The following is an 18,210-nucleotide window of genomic DNA, read 5'->3' as shown; positions in this document are numbered from 1 at the left end:
CGGCCGGCCTCGGTTGCGCCGACCGTGCGAGCGACGGACCATGGAACGCATGGGGGAGCGGGGGCGATGGGTGTGGCCGGTGGTCGCGCTGGCCGCGGTGCTCGTCGTGGCCGGGATCGGGATCACCCTGACCGCCGGACGGCAGGGGCCGGCGGCATCCACTCATTCACCCACGGCGGTGCCGACACCCACGCCGACGCACGTGCGCACCCCCACCCCCACCCCGACACCGACCGCCGACGGACTCCCGGCGAACACGGGGACGTACGACGTCACCACGCTGCCGCAGGTGAATGTGTTCGCGGTGATCCCGGCGCTGCCGGTCGATGACGACCCGTTCACCGTGCCGACCGCCGAGAGCGCTGTCGCGCGCGGCGTCGGGGCGCCGGTGTGGGCGGATCCGACCGGGGAGCCGGTCGCATACGTGCCGCACGAGTATCCGTACGGCGGCACCGTGCTGCCGGTGATCGAGAAGCAGGCGCACTGGGTGAAGGTGCTGCTCACCGGGCGTCAGGCGGTTCCCTCTGCGGGGAACGCCTCGCAGCTGACCGGCTGGCTGCGCACCGCCGACGTCGACCTCGCGCCGAGATCATTCAGCGTCGAGGTCAGCATCGCCGGCCGCACGATCGACATCGTCCACGCCGACGGCTCGCATGAACGGATCGCGACCGACTTCGCGTGGGGCACCGAGCGCACACCGACGCCGGTGGGCCGCACGTTCGTGATGACGACGCGCACCGTGCCCGAGTACGCGTACACGCGCGGGTACCCGATCGTGTACTGGGCGGTGCAGTCGCCGACGCTCGACGGATTCGACGGCGCCGACGTCGCTCCGGCGGCCTTCCACTACCACGACAACAGGTCGGGTCCGCTGTCGAACGGGTGCATCCGCGTCGACCCCGACGCGATCACGCAGCTTGCGACGCTCCCACCGGGAACCCCGGTGATGATCACCCCCTAGGGGCGCTGCCCGCGTGCCCGGGCCACCACGATGCCGCGCTGCGAGGTCGGGAACCGGTCGAGCATCGCCCGCAGCTCGGCGGCGTCGACGTCGGCGCCGAACGCCTCGGCACCGGGCTCGAGCATGATGCCGGCGGCGAGGTCGCCGGCGACCACGGGGTCGAAGCCGAGGTCGTCGACCAGACGCGCCACGACCGCGAGGTCGCGCGCGTCGTCGCCGGCGATCGCGATCGCCTTGCGCCCCTCGGCGCCGGCGGGCCGGGCCTCTTCGTCGATGTCGTGGTAGCCCATGTGGTTGAAGGCCTTCACGACGCGTGAGTCGGGGAGGAACCGCTGCACGATCTCGCTCGTCGAGGTGCGCGGGTCGTTGAGATCATCGCGCAGGCCGTCGACCTCCCACCAGTAGTTCATGGCGTCGATCACGAGCTTGCCGTGCAGTTCGTCGACAGGCAGCGTCTGGTGCTTGCCGAGGGGGAGCGCGAGCAGCACGGCGTCCGCTTCGTGAGCGACGGTGGATGCCGCGGCCGCCGTCGCTCCGGGCGCCAGCACGTCGATGGTCAAGGCGATGCGTCCGGGGTCTCCCGAGCCGGCGACCAGCACGTGGTACCCGGCCGCGGCGGCCAGTCGCGCGAGGATCGTGCCGACCTTGCCTGCCCCGAGGATGCCCAGCGTGCCGATGCGCGGGGCGCCGGCACCCATCCCCTCGCCCGGCCCTGACTCCACGCGGGCAAGCGTATCGGTCACGCCGGGACCGCCGCCTTCTCGGCCAGCAGTTCGCGCACCATCGGCACGACCTTCGAGCCGTACAGTTCGACGGCCCGCAGGCGGGCGCTCGCCGGAGTGGAGCCCGAGGTGTAGATGAGGTCGAAGCGGCCGACGTCGAGGGCGCTCACGGCTTTCGCGATCTTGCGGGCGACGGTCTCGGGCGAGCCGACGTACATCGAGCCGGTGCGCACCTCCTGCTCGAAGTGGCCGCGGCTGAGCGGCGGCCAGCCGCGCTGTGCGCCGATGCGGTCGTGCATGACCTTGTAACGCGGCCAGACGATCTCGCGGGCCTCCTCGTCGGTGTCGGCGATGAAGCCGGGGGAGTGCATGCCGACCGGGAGCGGCGTGTGGCCGAACTGCTTGGACGCGCGGCGGTACAGGTCGACGTACGGCGCGAAGCGGCGCGGGTCGCCGCCGATGATCGCGAGCATCAGCGGGAAGCCGTACTTCGCGGTGCGGACGACGGACTGCGGCGAACCGCCGACTCCGACCCACGTGCGCAGGTGCCCGGAATCGGTCTTGGGGAAGACGTCGGCGTCGACGAGCGGCGCGCGGGTCGTGCCCTGCCAGGTCACCGGCTGCTCCTTGAGCAGTTCGGCGAACAGCTCGATCTTCTCCTCGAAGAGGACGTCGTAGTCGGCGAGGTCGTACCCGAACAGCGGGAACGACTCTGTGAACGAGCCGCGTCCGAGGATCACCTCGGCACGCCCGTTCGACAGGGCGTCGACCGTCGAGAAGCGCTGGAAGACGCGCACCGGGTCGTCCGAGCTCAGCACCGTGACGCCGGATCCGAGGCGGATGCGCTCGGTCTTCGTCGCGATGCCGGCGAGCACCGTCTCGGGAGCCGAGATGGCGTACTCGGGGCGGTGGTGCTCCCCGACGAGGAACACGTCCACGCCCAGCTCGTCGGCGAGCACCGCCTCGTCGACGACCTGGCGGATGGCCGCGCCGTAGCCCAGCAGGGTGCCGTCGTCGCCCTCAGGGACGTCGCCGAAGGTGTCCAGCCCGAACTCGATGTCGCTCATGTCGTGGTCAACCGCGGTGTGGCGGCATCCATTCCCCTGCATACAGTGCTCGTGAGACGGGATGCCGTCACGCGGGCGTGGGATGCTGGGCCTATGCAGCAGCGCGCACTCGGCCGCACCGGACGAACGGTGTCGGCGATCGGACTGGGAACGTGGCAGCTCGGCGCCGATTGGGGCGCTGTCACCGAGGAGGAGGCGGCAGCGGTGCTCGCGGCATCCCTCGATCGCGGTGTCACGCTCTTCGACACCGCCGACGTCTACGGCGACGGGCGCAGCGAGTCGCTGATCGGCAGGTTCCTCGCGGACAGCCCCGGGCACGGCGTCACCGTGGCGACCAAGATGGGCCGGCGCATGGCGCAGGAGCCTGAGAACTACACGCCCGAGAACTTCCGCGCGTGGACGGACCGGTCGCGGGCCAACCTCGGTGTCGACACGCTCGATCTCGTGCAGCTGCACTGCCCGCCGACGGCCGTGATCGAGTCCGAGGCGACGTACGACGCGCTGGACGCCCTGGTCGCCGACGGGGCCATCGCCGCGTACGGGGTGTCGGTCGAGACGTGTGCGCAGGCGCTCGCCGCGATCGCCCGGCCGAACGTGACCAATGTGCAGATCATCTTCAACCCGTTCCGGCTGAAGCCGCTCGATGCGGTGCTGCCCGCGGCCGCTGCGGCCGGGGTCGCCATCTTCGCGCGGGTACCGCTGGCGTCGGGCCTGCTGTCGGGCAAGTACACGGCGCAGACGACGTTCGCTGCGAACGATCACCGCACCTACAACCGGCACGGCGAGGCGTTCGACCGCGGCGAGACGTTCTCGGGCGTCGACTTCGAGGTCGGGCTGGCCGCGGCGGGCGAGCTCGCGGCGGCGGTGCCCGAGGGTGTGTCGCTGCCGGCGGCGACGCTCGCGTGGATCGCGTCGCAGCCCGGCGTCACGAGCGTCATCCCGGGTGCGCGCAATGTGCGCCAGGCCGAGGCGAACGCCGCGGCGGCCGCACTGCTGGCGGGCGAAGGCGGGTCCGCCTTCGACGTCGCTGCGTTCGACCGCGTCGTGCACGAGGTCTACGACCGCGACCTGCGTGAGGCCATCCACCCGCTCTGGTGAAGTGTGGATGCCTCGGCCCGGCTCACCGGCCGGGCCGAGGCATCCAACCCCTTTCTTACGGCGCCGGGTAGTTCACGACGAACTGGGGCGTGCCCGTGTTGGTGTTGTCGGCCTGGCCGCCGACGCCGTTGACGACGTGCTGCACGGTGCCGGCCGACAGGTTGACCGTCATGATGTGGTGCAGCTGCACGCCCGGGTTCTGCGGCGCTTCGAACCCGTTGGCGGTGAGGATCGACGGGTTGTTCTGGTTGAACACGTACACGCCGGCGCCGTCGAGGCGGTGGGTCTTCACGTTGTCGCCGACCTTGTAGCCCGGGTAGCCGAGCGCGCCGTTCGGCTGGGTCCAGTCGGCCTGCGTCGGCGGGTCGTAGGGCAGCTCGTTCTGGTACAGGATGACGCGGCCGTTGTCGCCGTTCCACAGCGTGTTGTACTTCTGGAAGTGCTCGACGAACAGGCCCGTCGCGGTCACGTTGTCGCCGTTCACGATGACGCCGTTGGTGCCGGTGTTGGTCGCCCAGCGCTGGTTGTCGCCGTTGACGCCGTCGTTCGGGTCGAAGCCCTCGACGCCGTGGTCGCCGCGCCACACCCAGATGTGGTCGATGAGCACGTCGTCGGCGTTCACCTCGAGCGCGGTGGTGGCCTTGCCGATGTGGGGGCCGCCGACGCGGAAGTACACGTCGCTCAGGGTGATCGGGTCGTTCGCGTCGAGCTTCTTGCCGCCGTTGGGGTTGCCGACGCGCAGCAGCACGGGCGAGAGGGCCGTGCCCGCGTCGATCGTGACACCGGCGACGACGACGCCGCTGTTGTCCTTGATCTCCAGCGGCACCGCGCCGCCGACGGCGGTCAGGGTCGCGTGACCCATGCCGAGCACGACGGTGTCGGGGTGCTTGACCGTGATGGTCTTGGCGATGTCGTAGATGCCGGGCGTGAGGATCAGGTTCTGCCCGCGCGAGAGGGCGTTGTTGATCTCCTGCACCGAGTCGCCGGGCTTCGCGATGAAGAAGTCGGTGATCGGGATGCTGCGGCCCGCGGTCGCACCGTCGGACCAGCTGACACCGCTGCTGTCGCGCTGTGCGGCGGGCACGCGGACGTTGTAGCGGCCGTCGGCGTCGACGTAGAGGTACGGCTTCTCGCGGCTGATCGGGGTCCGGCCGATCGTCGTGTACGGCTCGGCCGGGAAGTTGGCGTCGGAGGGAGCGCCGACGACGCCCGAGAACACCTGGTTCCACACGCCGTTGGACCAGCCGGCGACCTCGCTGTTGCGGGTCAGCCACTGCTGCTGCGAACCGCTCACCACGAACGGCAGCCGGGAGTCGGCGATGAAGCCGCCGCTCGCGTACTGGGGTCCGGCGGTGCAGTAGTCCATGAGCGACACGTTCGCGCCCGTGATGTCGAGGCGGCGCATCGAGACGGCTTGCGACACGGCCCAGAAGTTCGCGCTCTGGCGGCAGCCGTCCTGGCCGGCTTTGGCGACGGCGACGTGCATGTTCGAGATGGTGCGCCAGAAGTTGACGAGGGCGAGGCAGTTGCTCGTGCCGCCGTCGGCGAGGCAGCGGTTGTAGACCTCGAGGCCGCCGTTGACGGTGACGTCGTCGGGCGAGGCGCCGAGGCCGGCGATCTCGGTGTAGTAGCCGACCTTGATCTGGAGCGGGTCGGCGGCGGTGCCGTACTGGCCGGGCAGGAAGTACACCGCCTTGCGGGCGGTGCTCATCTCGGCGTCGACCTGCTGGGCGTTGAGGGCATCGAGCTCGGTGCGGATCTGCGCGACCGGCGTGTCGGGGGAGTAGACGGTGACGTTCGCGCCGAAGTCCGGGTGGAACGGGTCGACCGTGCGCGGCGGCGCCGCGACGGCGGGGGTGGCGAGCAGGGCGGTCGCGATGAGCGCGGCTCCTGTCGCGACAGCGCCGAGCCGGACGGCACGTCGGTGAACGGGGGTGGCCATGGAGAGTCCTCTCCGTCGAGGTGGATACGGCGTCTGTGCCGCTTACTTACCGGACTGTAACCAAACGTGAGAGCGGTCTCAAGGGCTATTTCGCAGAGAGCGCTTGCCGGTGCGCCGGGGCGTCTGCGGGCGGGAGTATGGTGTGGCTTGTGCCCCTCGCCCCTCGCGTCGCCGTGGTCATCCCGTGCCGCAACGATGCGTCGTATCTCGAGGCGTGCCTGGCCGCACTGGCCGCGCAGACCCATGTCGCGGACCGCGTGATCGTCGTCGACAACGACAGTTCGGATGCCTCGGCCGCCGTCGCCCGGAGGTTCGGCGCCGTGGTCGTGAGCGAGCCCGAGATCGGGATCTGGCCGGCGGCCGCCCGCGGTTACGACGAAGCGATGGGTGCCGCCGACATCATCGCGCGGCTCGATGCGGACTCACGCCCGCACCCGGACTGGGTCGCACGCCTCGTGCGCGCCTTCGTGTCGGACCCGACGCTGGGCGTACTGACCGGCGGTGCGGAGTTCTACGGCGGGTCCTCGCTGCAGAACTACCTCGGCGAGCGGTGGTACATCGGCGGCGGTCACTACTGGATCCGCAAGTGGCTCGGCATCCCGCTCGTGTTCGGCTCGAACTTCGCGATGCGCACGCCCGTGTGGGAGCGGGTGCGCGACCAGGTGGATCGCGGCAACGCCCGCATCCACGACGACCTCGACCTCACGATCCGGCTGCGGTCGTCGGATGGTGTGCGGTATGACCCGCAGCTGCGCATGCCGGTGTCGGCGCGGCCCGTGCAGACGATCGGCGGGCTGTCGCGCCGTGTGTTCAAAGTGGCCTCGACATTCGCCGCGAGCTGGCCCGAGGGAGCCGCGTGGCGAAGGGCCGAGCTGGAAGGCCGGCTTCGGGATGAGCCGGATGCCGGCGGCGAGTGGGAGCCCGAGCTCTCTCCCGGTCGTTGAGCTCCGGGGAATCCCCGGACAGGTGTCCGCACCCCGGCGTACGGTGTCGGTATGCATGAGCTGACCGAAGAGGCGCTGGTGGCGGCATCCATCGACGAGGTCTGGCGCGACCTCACCCGGTCCGCGCCCCTCGCGGAGTGGTTCTGGCCCCCGCGCATGCAGACGACGGCGCTCGTCGAGCTGCGTGAGCTGGGGCGCTGGCAGGTGCGGTCCGAGCCCGCCGACCTCGCCGTGGAGGCGACGGTGCTGGGCATCGACGCGCCCCGTTCGCTGCGACTCGAGTGGCGCTGGGCGGGGGAGGATGCGGCGACCGACGTCGGCATCGCGCTCGAACCTGCGGCCGACGAGGCGACGCGCGTCATCGTGCGGCATGCGGGATTCACGACCGCCGATGAGCGCGAGCGGCATGTCGAGGGATGGTCGGACTGCCTGCAGCGGCTGGTCGACCGGCACGGAGGGGCGCCGGGGGAGCATCTGCGGTGATCATCGAGTTCGACGGCGACGTGTTCCGGTGGGACGCCCGCGACGACGCGGCGTGGTTCTTCACGTCCGTGCCCGAAGAGCTGAGCGCCGAGATCCGCGAGATTCCGCGGCCGTACCGCGGCTTCGGGTCGGTGCGGGTGCAGGCGCGGATCGGCGGCAGCGAGTGGCGCACGTCGATCTTCCCGAGTTCGTCGGGTGAGTATGTGCTGCCGCTGAAGAAGGCGGTGCGCACCGCGGAGCGGCTCGTCGACGGCGGTCCGGTCTCGGTGCGGCTCGAAGTGCTCGACGGCTAGAACTTTCCGTGCCGTTGCGGCCCCGGTTCCGGTAGGTTTGCGCTCGATCGACCGTCATTCTGCTGGGGAGCATGATGTCAGATTCGAGCGACCGCCCTGGGGAGGCGGATGCGGAGAGCGCCCGTGATGCGGGCCTCGTGCCCGCTGCGCCCGTGAGCCGCGCCGAGCTCCGTGCCGCGCGGGAGCGCGAGCAGGCGGCCGCGGCCGAGGTGGCGCTGACGGCGGCCGCGGAAGCCGCGAAGGCGGAAGCCGTGGCGGCCGCGAAGGCGGCGGAGGCCGCGAGGGCGGCGGAGGCCGCGAGGGCGGCCGAGGCTGAACAGGTTGCCCAGACGGAGCGGGCCGCGGCGGCGTCGGTCGAGACGCAGAGCGTCCCGGTGACGCCGATGCCGGATCAGATCGCGCCGCGCCGCCCGCCGGCGCTCGATGATCGCCCGCCCGCGCCGATCGTGTACCGGCCCGTGTCGAGTTCGTACGTGGGGGAGTTGGGACGGCCGCTGCCCGAGCCGACCGCGCGCAACGTTCCGGCGCGGATCTCGCTGGTGCTGATCCCGCTGGCGGCGGCCGGCGGTGCGTCGGTCGTGCTGTGGTGGGCGGATGCCGCACCGACAGTGGCGGGCGTCGTGGCGCTGGTGAGCCTGACGCTGGCCGTTGCGGCGTTCTTCCTGGCGATCGGCGGGCTGGTCGTCTCGGTGCAGCGTCCGACGCAGAAGGCGGCGTCGGTCGTGGCGCTCGTGCTGTCGACCGGGCTGGTCGTGTGGCTGGGCGTTGTGACGGTCACGCACGCGCTGGCGACGATCGGCAGCTGACGCCCTGAACGAGGGCGCACAGGCGCAGAACGTCCGCCCCGGATGGTCAGCGCAGGCGTCCGACGTGTGCCGGGTCGGGCACCGCGGGGCCGCCGGTGGGGCGGCGGTGGTCGGTGTCGCCGCCGCCGACGCGGTTGCTGCGCTCGGTGAGGGCGACGAGGGCGAGGTGGCGGTCGGCGGTCCAGCAGATGAGGCGGCCGCGATGGTCCTTCGTGCGGCTCAGGATGCCGGCATCCACCAGTTCCGTCAGGGCGCGGTGTGCGGCGACGGTCGAGACGCCGTGCGTGAGCGCGACGGAGTCGATGGTCGGGACGGGGTCTGCGGCGAGCGAGGCGAGGATGCGCAGCACGACCGCGTCGCGGCGGGGTGTGGCGGGTGAGACTCCGCGGCTGCGGCGGTAGGCGATGAGCTCGTCGAGAGTCTGCTCGTCGAGGCGGGCGACGTCGGCGGCGAGTTGCACGGCATTGGCGGCGGCGCGTTCGGTGGCCTGCGCGAAGCCGATGATCCAGTCGTCGAGGCGTGGCGGGTCGGCGCGGAACGCGGTGAGTCCTGCGAGGTAGGCGTCGGTGTCGCCGGCGAAGACGGTGCTGATGGGGATGAGGATGCCGCGCAGAGCGTCCGCGCGGTGCAGGACGGTGTGGATGAGCGCGCGGCCGGTGCGGCCGTTGCCGTCGATGAACGGGTGGATGGTCTCGAACTGCGCGTGCGCGATGGCGGCGCGGACAACCGGGTTGCCGCTCGTCTCGGTGACGAAGTCCGCGAGATCGTCGACGAGCCGGGGGACCTCGGACTCGGGCGGCGGGATGAAGTCGGCGCGCAGCGGGCTCCACCCGGGGCCGCCGACCCAGTTCTGCTCGGCGCGCAGTCCGGGCGGCAGGGTGGGCTCGATGACGTGCTGCAGGGTGATGATGTCGTCGGCGGTGACGGGGCGGTCGCGGTCGGCGAGGGCGGCGATCGCGGCCTCGGTGGCGCGGACGTTGCCGACGACGTCGAGGGCGACACGACTGCCGGTGTCGAGCGTCTCGGCGATCGCGAGCCGTTTCGGCGTGATGCGGTTGCCTTCGATCCACGACGACGAGATGCTCTCGGAACGGATCAGCAGGTGATTCAGATAGGCGCCGTGCGCGCCGATGCGTTCGTCGGCGCGGGCGAGCACCGCGAGCGCGTCTTCGGCGGCACCCTGCGCTTCGGGTCCGATCGCGGGGAGCGTGCGGCCGAGCTCGTCGGGGACGAACGCGAGATACCGCCCCGCCGCGCGGTCGCGCCGGCCCAGGTGGGTGGCGTCGCGGGCATCCCACAGGCGTTCGACGAAGGTGGGCACGGTGCACCTCCTAGCGTTGACGAGCGATGCGCGTGATTAACTTTAACGATAGTAACGTTAATCAAGGGAGCGTGGGCCGAAAGGTTGTGGGCTCCACCGCCCGATCGGAATGGCATCGTTCGGAACGGTGCCGGTCAGAACGGCGCGGGTTCGACCGGCACCGTCAGGTGCGTCGGCGTGACCCACCACCGAGCCCCGGTCGTCTCGTCGCGATAGAGCATCGTCTTGCTCTTGGTCTTGACCACGTGATGGCTGTGGCAGAGCGGTGCGAGATTCGCATCCGACGTGGTGCCCCCGTATTGCCAGTCCAGCCGATGGTCGATGTCGCAGTCGCGCGCGAGGCGCATGCAGCCGGGACCGATGCACATCGGATCTCGCACCCCGAGCCATCGTCGCAGTGCCTTGGGCACTCGATAGGTCTTGCGATCGACGTCGAGCACGGTTCCCGTGACCGGATGGGTCAGTATTCGGACCCAGGAGGATGCCTCGCCCGCGAGCCGTCGCGCGGTCTCGGTGTCGATCGGCCCGTAGCCGTCGAGCGTGGCCGGTTCGTCGCCCTCGCCCAGCAGCGTCATCACTGGAACCGTGATCGCGACCGACACGCGGTCCTGACGGCGCCGGACCGGAGCGGCAGCGGTCGTGTGCGCAGCGGGGTGCCCGCACGTCGCGCACGGCGTGACGCCGGTGCTGGACGCGGCCCCGGCGTCTGTGGCGGCCTCGGCAGCCGCGTCGCGAACCTCACTCGTGGCGAAGAGCGCAGCAGCGCCGGCTTTTCCACTCGCCATGCCCGAAACCCCAGCTGCGCCCGAAACCCCACCTGCGCCCGAATCCTCGACTGTGCCGGCATCCACTCTCGCGTCCGTCCCGGCGAGTTCGGCGTCGCCGTCGAGCAGCAGGTCCATCGCGACGTCGGCGCGCAGCTGTGCGAGCGTCCGCTGCTCGTCGGGCTGCGCGTGCAGATGCCGGGCCTGCGCGTCGATGCGGCGGTACGACCGGTGCAGGCCCACGGCGGAGCCGAAGACGCTGAGCGTCGCCATGCCGTCGGGCTCGCCGGTGAGCCACATGGTGCGGTCGGCCTTCGCTCGTTCGTGGCGCACATCGATGTGCTCGGGATGCACGCGTTCGCGGACGATGCGCGCCCGCAGCCGGAACCTTCCGGGCGACTGCGTGCGGGCGGCGTGCTCGACCGCGTCGTCGAAGGCGGCCCAGCTCTCAGGGGCTTCGGCGGGAAGCGTCGCCGCATGCTGCGCGGCGGTGCCGGCGTTCTGCTCCGACACGCCACCCGAACAGAACGCTGCCCACGTCCGCGGGCACCGTTCGCGCAGCGTGTCGGCGTCGTGTGCGCGGCGCCGGATCATCGCCTCCGACAGCCCGAGACGCACTGAGAGGTCGAGGACGGCGGCCCGCTCGGCGACATCGCGACGTTCGGCACGCACCTGCGCGGGGGAGCGGTCCTGCGGATCGCGCCACAGCGGATCGAGCGTCGGATCAGGGCCGACCCATGGGTCGGGGCAGGCTGCGGCATCCGTCAGGATCGCCGCGATGGCGGCGTACTGGTCGGCGATCATCATGCGCGTCCGCACGCTCAGGCCTTCGAGAGCGACAGCCGCGACGGAGTGCGCCTCGCCGGTGGACTGCAGCGTGAACAGCGCGTCGTCCGGATGCGTGGGGTCGGCGTCGTCCCACGGCTCGGGCTCGTACAACCAGTCCGATGAGTGCTCAGCGCGCCACTCGAGGTCGCCCTCGGGGTTCGTTGATCCGCTCATGCATCGAACCTACCAGATCTCATGCAAGATTAGAAGATAAGTACGAGATCTGAAAGCGGGATTGCCTGAGAATTTGGCACCAGGGCGATGTCTGACCCTGTCGCTAGCATTGACGCAATTGAGCGTAGCTTCGACAGCAATCGTATATTTATACGAGAGGATCCTTGCCCCGTCCTCACCCGGAATGATGTTCGCGCCGCGTAAGCAGCTGGGCGAGCCCCACGCGCGTGATCGCCACCGAACCGAGCATCGATGGGCCCGAAGCGGGCATGTTCTGCTCCGCGTCATCCCTGCTGTTCGAGGTCGACGGCCAGCACGAGTTGCTGCAGTCGGGCCTTCACGCGCCCGAGTGAGCGCGTCCGCCCGAGGATCGCCACGATGCTCACCAGGTCGCGCAGATTCTCCGTGAGCCAGTCCGGATGCTCGAGCACCGGCGGCACGGGGCGTCTGTCCTTCTCGCGCAGGAGTCCGCCGATCTGACACAGCGCGACCCGGAAGCCCTCGACCGGGTGCACGCCGACGAAATCGGGGAGCGGCGTGAACCGGGCTTCGGACGAGACGGCCCTGCGATCGGCATCCGTCACCGTCACGCTGATCGGGATACTGACGTCGATCGAGATGCCGGTGGTGCGGAGGGTCAGGCTGTTCGTGTCGAGCTCCCACACGATCGAGAGAGGCGTGCCGCCGCGGGTCACGGTCCGCGCGCCATGGGCGCGCGGGGTGGCCGTGATCGGGACGCCGTCGATCGACCAGGTCACGGTGACCTTCTCGGGGGCGCTGGAGGCATTCTGGTCTGTGCGGCCCGAGCCTCCGAGCCCGTCGGTCGACACGGTCAGCACCGTCGTGGTCTGGTAGATCCAGGTCGCGCTGCGCGCGGTGCCGCACTTCCCGAAGTCGATGACTTCCGGCACGTCGCGCGACCCGCTGATCTCGGACGAATCGTTCCGCCAGAGCCGGATCGACGGGGCGACATCGGGCTCGACGCGCACGTCGACGCGTCCGTCGTCTCTGACACCGCTCACGCGCACGCGGTAACCGCTGTCATCGATTCGCAGGTCCCGGTCCACGCCTTGCGGCACAGGGACCATGCCGCGCCACCACACGTGCGTGCCCATGTTCTTGGCAGTCGTGCGGGTCCAGACCACCACGCCGGGCTCGCAGTCGCCCTGCCCCGGGGTGAGGCCGGAGTCCCACTCCGACGGCTTGCCGGCCACGGCCGCGGGGCTGCCCGCACGGTACTCGACGTAGATGCGGTCAGGGCAGGACCCGTCGGGTCGCGCCGGCGGGTCGACGACAAGCAGCTGGATGCCGGGCACGGCGCCGAGCGTCGGAGCCAGGGGCGCCGCAGCAGTGGTCTGCGCGCCACTGAGCACGACCTCGCGGAACAGGTCGGGGCGGAACCACTCCTTGCGGTGGTGGTGCAGGAGCGCGCGCGAGAGGGCGGGCCCGGTGGCGACGCCGTGGGCATGCGGCACGAACGTCGCGTTGCCTGCGGCATCCACTCCGTGGATGAAGGTCTGCGGCCAGCCGGCGGCATCGGGGGTGTTGAAGATCGGGACCGCGCCGGCGAAGTTCTGGGCCGACATGATGTCGACCGGGGCGCCGTACGCGTGGTCGTGGAACACCTCGTTCGTCGTGGTGCCGGGAACGAGTGTGTCGAAGGTGTAGACGCCGTAGCTGTGGTCGAAGGCCAGCTGGTGCCCGATCTCGTGCGCCAGGAAGGTGCGGTTGTTGTCCCAGTACGTGTTGTGGACGGTGAACGGCATCGCCTTGCCGCCGAGCGCGAGCTCGCCGCTGCCGGAGTCTTGAAGGCTGCCGTCGACGAAGACGGTCACCGAGTCGTACTGCGACCAGTCGACTTTGCCGACCTCGCGGGTCGCGCAGCGGGCGGTGACGTAGCGGTACGCCTCTCCTTTCGCGGCGGAGTCGTCGATCTCGGCCTTCGTCGGCGCGAACGTGACCGCCGGCAGGTAGTCGAACACGATCTCGAGGGCGCCGTAGGTCATCTCGGACCAGTACCGGCGCATCGAATGCGCATCCGCTTCGAGGTACGCGGTCACGGTCGAGAGGGCGAACGGCGCTGCCCCCTGCGACCCGTCGCTCGCCATGATGACAGCCATCTTCCACGTCTGGGCCACTGCATCTCCTTGGAGTCGGAACACGATGACGAAGCGGGCGCAGGAGAGCGCCCGTGCTTCAGGAGTTGCATCCCGGGCGGGTTGATACGTCGAGATCCGCCCTTTCGCCCACCGCCGTGCAGTCCTACCATCACGGATGAGAGCAGTGGGTCGATACGCCGTCTGGGGGGATGCGCCGATGTCACCAAGCCCGACCGATGATGAGCTGCGCCGCGAGATCCTGATCGCGGAGCGCGACAAAGCGGTCCTCGAGAAGCAAGAAGTCCAGGACCGTGTCACGGCCGCAGCGGAAGCCGCCGATGCCGCCAAACCGGCCGCGCCCGATCCCGCCGCCGAGCGCAAGAAGCAGGAAGAGGCGGCGCGGCAGGCGCAGATCGCCGGGGTGGATGCCGCCTCCACCGCGATCGCGAACCTCAAAGGGGCGTCGCTCACGCTGCCCGAGAAGACGGTGTTCCGCGACGCGCTCGTGTCGAGCGCCGCGCTGCAGGGTGCGGCCGGCCAGGTGGCGGCAGCGATCAAGAAGTCCGCCGGCATCTCGGTAGTGCTGATCACCGGCCGCACCGACCAGACGGCCTCGCTGCTCGCGGCGGCGACGTTCGCCGAGGCCGTCGAGGCGTTCCTGGCCTCGGCGAGGAAGCAGCTCGGTGAGCCTCACCTGCGCACGATCGCCATGGCCGCGGCAACGGACGAGGCCGCCGCGACCGACGCCGCAGGCGGTTCGCTGGTCGGCGCGATCGTCGGCTTGGGCGTGGCGGCGATGAACGCGCTCACTGTCGACACCACGGTGGATGCCTCCAGCCGCACCGCGTCCGAGACCGAGACGCACATCGCGGTCATCCAGGCGCTCGCGAAGGTGCGCGGGGTGCCGCCCCGCGTCCTCCACGAATCGATGGGCATCCCGCCCGTCGACATCGCCCTGATCCGGCACTTCCACGAGCTGCAAGACGTGCTGTTGCGGCTGGATGCGAAGTCATCCCTGTACGCGGAGCAGATCGACGGGCTTGATGCCAAGAAGAACGCTTCGCGTATCGCGACGCTGCAGGCGAAGAAGGCCGACGTCGACGCCGTGTACAAGGCCGCGTCGGCGTTCGTCGAGACCTCGGCGACGGCTGATGCGACCACGGGGATCACCCCGCTCACCAAGGCCGTGCTCGCGAACCTGATCGTGGCGGCATCCGATGATTCCCCGCGCTACCTCGCGATCGTTCGTCCGGCCACCCTCGCCTCGCACCAGATCGCCCTCAAGCGCCGGCTCTTCGCCCCGCGCCTGATCGTCTCGGCCGCCGCGACGATCGAGCTCGTCGTGATCGACATCCGGCGCCGCGTGATCGCGACAGCCGGCACCTTCACCGACGAGGCCGTGCTGCAGGCGCGCTTTCCGATGGTCTGGTTCGGCAGCGACGAGGAGCTCACACCGCACTACAGCGTGCTGAAGGGAACGATGGAGCCCTGACTCCACAGGTCCATCACCCACACCACGCGCGAGATCGCCACGATCAGCAGCACCGACGAGGCCACGAGCGGCCCACAGCCGCGCTTCCGCTCGGATCAGCCGCGGTCTATCCCGAAGGTGTGCTTGACCAGCGCTTGGACATCGCGGTCGAGGTTGTCCATGCGGGTGTTGACGGCGTCAAGACCGAGCGTCGACGGCCTCGAACTTCGCGCTCATCTCGCGCCGCAGCCCGTTGACTTCGCCCTGAAGTCTGTCGATCTTGCCGCCGAGTTCGCCGCGCAGTCCGTGGATCGCCGAGGTCGTCGAACGGTTGGTGAGCGTGACGATGATTGTGGTGCCGCCGAGCATGACGGTCGTCAGCGCAGCGATGTAGAGCCAGCTGTCGGGGTTCATCAGGTCGCTCACCCTCTCATTGTGCGGCGGATGCCCCGATCCTGCCAGGTCCTGGGCAGGTGGGCTCGTGGTGTTCGCGATCTGTGCAGGACCTGTCGACCCCTGGCCTTGTGGAGAGGTGGATGCCGCCACCCGACCCTCAGTGAGACCTCTGTCACTCCCGCCCCGCGCGTCCCGGCATGTTCCGCCATCGCGCGAGTTCGTCTTCGTACGCACCGACCCAGGCAGCCGCGTGGCTGCGCTCTTTCGATCCCTGGCTGATGTTCACCATTGCACGCATCACGAACACGAACGTGATGATCGCGACGACGCTCACGCCGCCCCAGGTGAGCCACGTCGGTACCTCCGTCGCGGCCATGATCATCGGTATCCCGAACGCGGCGACCAAAGCGACGAAGATGCCGACCAGTGCCATCGCGAGGTGCTCGCCGTCGTGGGCTGCACGGGTGCGCAGGATCGCCAACGCCTCCCGTTGCGCGTCGAGGTCGTCGTGTGCGAAGGCGCGGAGTCGCTCGGCGTTCATATCGAGATCGTCGTGAACGTGCCGCGACGTCGTGGTCTCTGGCTGTCGTCTGCGGCTCACGGCTCTCCCCGTCGTCTGGACGAGAGAACCATATTCGCGGCAGCCGACACGGCGCTGTTTCCTCCCGGCGTTCATCGAAGTGCCGAATGGATGCCGCCGGCCGATGTCCCAGTGCCGCCAGGGATAGAGGCTGGCCAGGCTATTCGTCGCCGAATCCGCAACCCGTGATCCGGTAGAGAGCGGAGTCGCCGACCTTCTTGGCGAGCTCCACGTTGGGGGAGTCTGCGATGTTCTTGATTTCGTCGAACCTCGTGTCGCCTGACAGAAGCTGATGCGGATGGAACTCGACGACCCAGCGGATGTTGAGACGCTGCGCGACCTCACACGCGGGGTCTGTGGGCGACGCGTCGGCGATCCCCGCGTAAAAGACCTCACGGTCGGTGTCGAGGTCGGTGAGCATATACGGCGTGAGCAGATGTCGCCCGGTGAGCGGGTAGATGAAGCCGGATCCGTCCCGGGGATTGTTGGCGATCACCTCGTCGGCCGAGACGGTTTGCGGAATCGTCTCCATCAGCTCACGCTCGTTCGGACCGACACCCACGAGGCTGGTGAAGACGTTGTCGGTCGGGGTGAAGACGGCACGCAACGAGGTGTCGACGTCTCGAACGCTGCTCGACTGGATGACGGCGGCGGCGAACGCGACGGCGGCGACGGACAAAGTCACGGTGCTGAGTAGCTGCCGTCTCCGACTTCGCGGGCGTACCCATGCCCTGAGCCACTTCCAGCATGCGGCCGCACCGAGCGCCGCGACGGGGAATCCGACGACGGGGGTGAAAGCGGCGATCCGGTTCGGATCTACGTACCAGGGGCCACCGGCGATGAGTCGCACGAACTCGTCACCGGCCACCGTCGCGACGTAGATCGCAGCCACGGTGGCCCAGAGGCCGATCGACACCCAGTCGGCCGTGCGCCGACGCATCAACGCAACCACAATGCCGACGATCGTCAGCGCGGCGACGACAATCGGGATCTGCCGAGCGCCGTAGGAACTGAGGGCGACTTCGCCGAGCGCCTGCGCTGCCGAAGATCGCAGGGAGTCAGGCTGAACAACCTGCGTGCGCAGGATGAGCATCGCCACCACCACCAGCACGACGTACAGGACGGCCGCCAGCATGATGAGGCGCAGTCGATCGGGGCGCTGTCGTATTCCGCGCACGGTCACGATGATCGCAAGCGGGACAGTTAGGACGGCGAGCATCACCAGCGCCGATGGATGGACAGCACCTAGTGCCGGTGCGGCTGCGGCGAGCACGACAGCAGCTGCGCGTCGGGCCGTCAGTTGGCTTCCGAGGCCGCCAAGCTCAACGGCGGCAGCGATCGCCACCGGCAGCAGGGCAATCGACGCAACGAGGGGGTACGTGCCCATGGAGGCGATGAGCATGAACGGGTATGTGGCGAAGCCAGCCGACAGCACACCTGCAGCGATGAGCAGCGGGGTCTGTGCGCCGAAGATCGTCCGTGCGAGCAGCACTGCACCGATCGGCCACACAGCGCAGACCAGCACGGTCAACACGGCGTTAGACGCGATCGTAATGGGGACTGCCGAAAGCTCGGCGACAAGTGCGACGAGAGCATGCCAGGCACTGGGGTAGAAGAACAGGTCACCGGCGGGGCGCATGAGGGCCGACACGTCCCACGGCGACGCCGTCCCGGTCTCAACGATGAAACGGGCGGCTGCCAGATGGAAGGCGTTGTCGAAGGACTGGGCGAACAGATCTGGTCCCGGTATGACCCTGATGGTTCGCAGCGTCATGAGCACGACGCCCGATGCAATGGCCACCGACGATGCCCAGCGCCAGCCCGACCGCGGGGGCGCCACGTGCGGGATCCGCAGAAGGAGCCGCAAACCCCAAGCGAGCGCGACTGCGACCGCTGTCGCGACTAGCAAGGACCAGATCGACCATGGGACGTCGGCCCACGATGCGCCCATGCTCGTCAGCCCGACGAGGGCGAACGATGCCACTGGAGCGGCGGCGGCGAGCCAGAGGCCGCGAAGTCGCAAGGTCCAGGCGACGAGCAAGCCCGGTATCGCGAGGGCAGCGGCCCCCACGAGCACTGCGAGCGCAAACTGAAACCCCGCCACCCACTTCTCCCCTCGGCGCGTCGAGAGAAGAGTACGGGGCCTGCGACGTCGCGGTTGCCATGCCCTGCCTCGGATGGCACCAATACTCGGAAGCTCAGCGTTTCTTGCGTCAAACCTAAGCATCCGCGTGGGGATCGAATGCGGAAGCGGATGCATC

16 protein-coding genes are annotated in these 18,210 nt (G+C 69.6%); 7 read left to right on the top strand and 9 right to left on the bottom strand.

Annotated features, from left to right (window positions below; translation table 11 throughout):
• Window positions 1-40: 40 nt before the first annotated feature.
• Window positions 41-961 (top strand): L,D-transpeptidase, encoded by a 921-nt coding sequence (locus ABEA46_RS19925; RefSeq protein WP_345547157.1) that lies wholly within the window; start codon window positions 41-43, stop codon window positions 959-961.
• On the opposite strand, the gene ABEA46_RS19920 is transcribed toward ABEA46_RS19925, so the two are convergent.
• Together ABEA46_RS19920 and ABEA46_RS19915 are read right to left on the bottom strand one after the other, a co-directional pair.
• A complete protein-coding gene (locus tag ABEA46_RS19920; protein ID WP_425563241.1) occupies window positions 958-1,659 on the bottom strand; it encodes an NADPH-dependent F420 reductase in 702 nt (233 codons plus the stop codon). The two genes, ABEA46_RS19925 and ABEA46_RS19920, sit on opposite strands and share 4 nt — an antisense overlap.
• Before the next feature lie 41 nt (window positions 1,660-1,700).
• Complete coding sequence (locus tag ABEA46_RS19915) at window positions 1,701-2,750, bottom strand: LLM class flavin-dependent oxidoreductase (protein ID WP_345547153.1); 1,050 nt, start codon at window positions 2,748-2,750, stop codon at window positions 1,701-1,703.
• A 93-nt stretch (window positions 2,751-2,843) separates the two neighbouring features.
• On the opposite strand from ABEA46_RS19915, the gene ABEA46_RS19910 reads away from it, so the two are divergent.
• Window positions 2,844-3,848, top strand: coding sequence for an aldo/keto reductase (locus ABEA46_RS19910; RefSeq protein ID WP_345547151.1), 1,005 nt, complete (start codon window positions 2,844-2,846; stop codon window positions 3,846-3,848).
• 55 nt (window positions 3,849-3,903) lie between these two features.
• On the opposite strand, the gene ABEA46_RS19905 is transcribed toward ABEA46_RS19910, so the two are convergent.
• Window positions 3,904-5,790 (bottom strand): adenylyl cyclase, encoded by a 1,887-nt coding sequence (locus ABEA46_RS19905; RefSeq protein ID WP_345547150.1) that lies wholly within the window; start codon window positions 5,788-5,790, stop codon window positions 3,904-3,906.
• A gap of 149 nt (window positions 5,791-5,939) precedes the next feature.
• On the opposite strand from ABEA46_RS19905, the gene ABEA46_RS19900 reads away from it, so the two are divergent.
• The 4 genes from ABEA46_RS19900 to ABEA46_RS19885 all read left to right on the top strand — a co-directional run bounded on the left by ABEA46_RS19900 (window position 5,940) and on the right by ABEA46_RS19885 (window position 8,316).
• Window positions 5,940-6,734 (top strand): glycosyltransferase family 2 protein, encoded by a 795-nt coding sequence (locus tag ABEA46_RS19900; protein WP_345547149.1) that lies wholly within the window; start codon window positions 5,940-5,942, stop codon window positions 6,732-6,734.
• Window positions 6,735-6,785: 51 nt separating this feature from the next.
• Window positions 6,786-7,217: an SRPBCC family protein gene (locus tag ABEA46_RS19895; RefSeq protein WP_345547148.1), complete on the top strand. Its 432-nt coding sequence runs from the start codon at window positions 6,786-6,788 to the stop codon at window positions 7,215-7,217.
• On the top strand, window positions 7,214-7,510 hold the full coding sequence (locus ABEA46_RS19890) for a DUF1905 domain-containing protein (RefSeq protein ID WP_345547146.1): 297 nt from the start codon (window positions 7,214-7,216) through the stop codon (window positions 7,508-7,510). Before ABEA46_RS19895 ends, ABEA46_RS19890 begins: the two co-directional genes overlap by 4 nt.
• 137 nt (window positions 7,511-7,647) lie before the next feature.
• Entirely contained in the window at window positions 7,648-8,316 is a 669-nt protein-coding gene (locus ABEA46_RS19885; protein WP_345547144.1) for a hypothetical protein, read from the top strand.
• Window positions 8,317-8,362: 46 nt separating this feature from the next.
• Here ABEA46_RS19885 and ABEA46_RS19880 read toward each other — a convergent pair whose 3' ends face one another.
• The 3 genes from ABEA46_RS19880 to ABEA46_RS19870 form a co-directional block, all read right to left on the bottom strand.
• Entirely contained in the window at window positions 8,363-9,637 is a 1,275-nt protein-coding gene (locus ABEA46_RS19880; protein WP_345547142.1) for a Fic family protein, read from the bottom strand.
• Window positions 9,638-9,771: 134 nt separating this feature from the next.
• Complete coding sequence (locus ABEA46_RS19875; RefSeq protein ID WP_345547140.1) at window positions 9,772-11,403, bottom strand: HNH endonuclease signature motif containing protein; 1,632 nt, start codon at window positions 11,401-11,403, stop codon at window positions 9,772-9,774.
• A 284-nt stretch (window positions 11,404-11,687) separates the two neighbouring features.
• On the bottom strand, window positions 11,688-13,541 hold the full coding sequence (locus ABEA46_RS19870; protein WP_345547138.1) for a hypothetical protein: 1,854 nt from the start codon (window positions 13,539-13,541) through the stop codon (window positions 11,688-11,690).
• A gap of 178 nt (window positions 13,542-13,719) precedes the next feature.
• On the opposite strand from ABEA46_RS19870, the gene ABEA46_RS19865 reads away from it, so the two are divergent.
• Window positions 13,720-14,994 (top strand): hypothetical protein, encoded by a 1,275-nt coding sequence (locus tag ABEA46_RS19865; RefSeq protein ID WP_345547136.1) that lies wholly within the window; start codon window positions 13,720-13,722, stop codon window positions 14,992-14,994.
• A gap of 177 nt (window positions 14,995-15,171) precedes the next feature.
• On the opposite strand, the gene ABEA46_RS19860 is transcribed toward ABEA46_RS19865, so the two are convergent.
• From ABEA46_RS19860 to ABEA46_RS19850, 3 genes are all read right to left on the bottom strand, one after another.
• Window positions 15,172-15,399 carry a hypothetical protein gene (locus tag ABEA46_RS19860; RefSeq protein WP_345547134.1) on the bottom strand — a complete coding sequence of 76 codons (228 nt, stop codon included), beginning with the start codon at window positions 15,397-15,399 and terminating at the stop codon, window positions 15,172-15,174.
• A 142-nt stretch (window positions 15,400-15,541) separates the two neighbouring features.
• Complete coding sequence (locus ABEA46_RS19855; protein ID WP_345547132.1) at window positions 15,542-16,045, bottom strand: hypothetical protein; 504 nt, start codon at window positions 16,043-16,045, stop codon at window positions 15,542-15,544.
• Between the two features lie 64 nt (window positions 16,046-16,109).
• Window positions 16,110-18,176: a DUF6541 family protein gene (locus ABEA46_RS19850; protein WP_345547252.1), complete on the bottom strand. Its 2,067-nt coding sequence runs from the start codon at window positions 18,174-18,176 to the stop codon at window positions 16,110-16,112.
• Window positions 18,177-18,210 lie beyond the last annotated feature (34 nt).

The organism is Microbacterium jejuense, assembly GCF_039544225.1.
GTDB lineage: Bacteria > Actinomycetota > Actinomycetes > Actinomycetales > Microbacteriaceae > Microbacterium > Microbacterium jejuense.
This window is presented reverse-complemented; position numbering and strand designations above follow the sequence as displayed.

What these genes read in the sequence shown, in the direction of transcription:
- ABEA46_RS19920 (WP_425563241.1), bottom strand. Translation starts at nt 1,659, where the DNA reads ATGGGTGCCGGCGCCCCGCGCATCGGCACGCTGGGCATCCTCGGGGCA.
- ABEA46_RS19855 (WP_345547132.1), bottom strand. Translation starts at nt 16,045, where the DNA reads ATGAACGCCGGGAGGAAACAGCGCCGTGTCGGCTGCCGCGAATATGGT.
- ABEA46_RS19850 (WP_345547252.1), bottom strand. Translation starts at nt 18,176, where the DNA reads ATGCTTAGGTTTGACGCAAGAAACGCTGAGCTTCCGAGTATTGGTGCC.
- ABEA46_RS19875 (WP_345547140.1), bottom strand. Translation starts at nt 11,403, where the DNA reads ATGAGCGGATCAACGAACCCCGAGGGCGACCTCGAGTGGCGCGCTGAG.
- ABEA46_RS19910 (WP_345547151.1), top strand. Translation starts at nt 2,844, where the DNA reads ATGCAGCAGCGCGCACTCGGCCGCACCGGACGAACGGTGTCGGCGATC.
- ABEA46_RS19905 (WP_345547150.1), bottom strand. Translation starts at nt 5,790, where the DNA reads ATGGCCACCCCCGTTCACCGACGTGCCGTCCGGCTCGGCGCTGTCGCG.
- ABEA46_RS19895 (WP_345547148.1), top strand. Translation starts at nt 6,786, where the DNA reads ATGCATGAGCTGACCGAAGAGGCGCTGGTGGCGGCATCCATCGACGAG.
- ABEA46_RS19915 (WP_345547153.1), bottom strand. Translation starts at nt 2,750, where the DNA reads ATGAGCGACATCGAGTTCGGGCTGGACACCTTCGGCGACGTCCCTGAG.
- ABEA46_RS19865 (WP_345547136.1), top strand. Translation starts at nt 13,720, where the DNA reads ATGTCACCAAGCCCGACCGATGATGAGCTGCGCCGCGAGATCCTGATC.
- ABEA46_RS19925 (WP_345547157.1), top strand. Translation starts at nt 41, where the DNA reads ATGGAACGCATGGGGGAGCGGGGGCGATGGGTGTGGCCGGTGGTCGCG.